The following is a 1,737-nucleotide window of genomic DNA, read 5'->3' as shown; positions in this document are numbered from 1 at the left end:
TAGGTGAAGCCGTCGTCCACTCCCACGACCGAGTAGAACAACGAGTACACGACGCTGCAGCTGACCGTGCCACCACCCGGAGTCCAGACCTGGATGCTGAGCCAGCGGGCCTTGCCCGGACTGCACGGCACATCGAGCGGAACGTTCGCGCTTGTCCCACCGCCTACTGGCGCCAACTCGCGCCGCTCCGTGTGCACGATGCCGCCGACACTACAGCGTATGCCGCCGTCTGACCAGCAGTAATACAGGTTGTATCGTGCTAGATCCAACCTCGCTTCGGTCCGCAGGGCCACACGGGCGCGCATGTAGTTCTTGCCGGCCGGGCAGGAGGTCCCAATATAGAACCAGTCCTGGTCGTTCAGCGATGCGAGGGTACCCGTCTTTCTTTGGATGCTGGCTGACGCGGACAACTGCTTGCCCCAGAAGCTGTCAGGATAGTCCTGGCCGGGCTCGTTGAGTTCGTCGTTCGGCGGCTGGGTCGGAGCAGGCCAGCTAGGGGGATTGTTGACGTCGCAGTGCGCGACGCCGCCGGCGAGAGACAGGTACTTGTTCTTGGCGTTCGTATACCGGGTCTGGGCGAACGGTGGCGCCGCAGGGTTTGCCGCGATCAGGTTATGCACGCGGGCGGCCATGCGGCACGCCGCGGAGATGTTCCCGATCCGCGCGCCGTTTTCCGTGACGTAGATAGGGCTTGTCTGAGCGCGCGGGGTACGAACGGCCGCCCAATAGCTATCCTGAGAATCGCTATCCAAGTAAGTGCGGGTATGCTGTCCGGCCGAAACCTGCCAAGTCTGCACCACGTCCCCGTCGATCAACAGCTCGATCTCTCCGGCTTCTAGCAGGTTGGCCGTGATGGTGAAGTCGAGATCTTCCGGGCCGCTATAGTCCAGCGTGCCGCCTACGCGAACTGGGATGCCGTTGCCCTCTTGGATTGTGAGGTCTGCCCAGTCATCGCAGGATCCGTCGGTGCACCAAGGATTTGTGCGCTTGCCGGCAACGACCACGGTACGGCCCTGCCTGAGCGCGTCGAGGTACTTGTCGTAGGTCAGAGGGCCAGCGTCGGTCAGAAAGCGCGTGCGCATCATGCCAATTTGCTTCTGGATACAGCGGTTGTCGCTGCCTCCGGCCAGTGCGACCTGGTAATCGCTGTTGAGGAGGTCGCTCCAGAGCTGAAAACTGGTCCGCGGTATCGGCCCGGTCGCAGGCTGGCCGGCCCGCTCGGGCTCCGCTATCTCGACCGCCAGGAACGACACATTGCCATCAAACACGTGTACGGGTATTTCGCTTGCGTAGTATCCGAAGGGAACTTCCTGGTAGAATTGCCACACCTGGGTGTGGTTCACCCCGAAGACCACTCTGTCGGGATCTTCGGGCGGATTTGCCTCCGGAGTCTGTGCCCAGTCCGCGATCGTCAAGCCGGTCGTCGACTCGTAGAGTTGCTCTATGTCGCACGTTGAGTTCTGCTCGCACATCCCTGTCTTATAGTCACAGAAGCAAGGGCCCTTGTCCTGCAGGTTTGGCAGCCCCAAGACGGTGAGGTGTCCCATCTCTCCGGACGGGTAAAAGGAAACCTCCAGATCGTAGTGAAGAATCTGTGCCGGATACGAGGGGTGCGTGTTGTCTGTACCGATGATCCACGGCCACTCGCTCCCACCGGTTGGCTCCCAGATAAGCGCGCTGCCGATGTTGACGCCACGCTTCCACATCGAGTCGATAAGCGTATAGGGATGCAGCCAG

1 protein-coding gene is annotated in these 1,737 nt (G+C 61.4%); it reads right to left on the bottom strand.

What is annotated here, in order from left to right:
• Positions 1–1,706: hypothetical protein (locus MJD61_02780; protein ID MCG8554205.1), on the bottom strand; the 1,706-nt coding region annotated here is incomplete at its 3' end.
• Positions 1,707–1,737: the final 31 nt, after the last annotated feature.

Source organism: Pseudomonadota bacterium, from assembly GCA_022361155.1.
Classification (GTDB): Bacteria; Myxococcota_A; Polyangia; order Polyangiales; family JAKSBK01; genus JAKSBK01.
The sequence above is the reverse complement of the archived record's forward strand: the minus strand, read 5'-3'. Positions and strand labels throughout refer to the sequence as shown.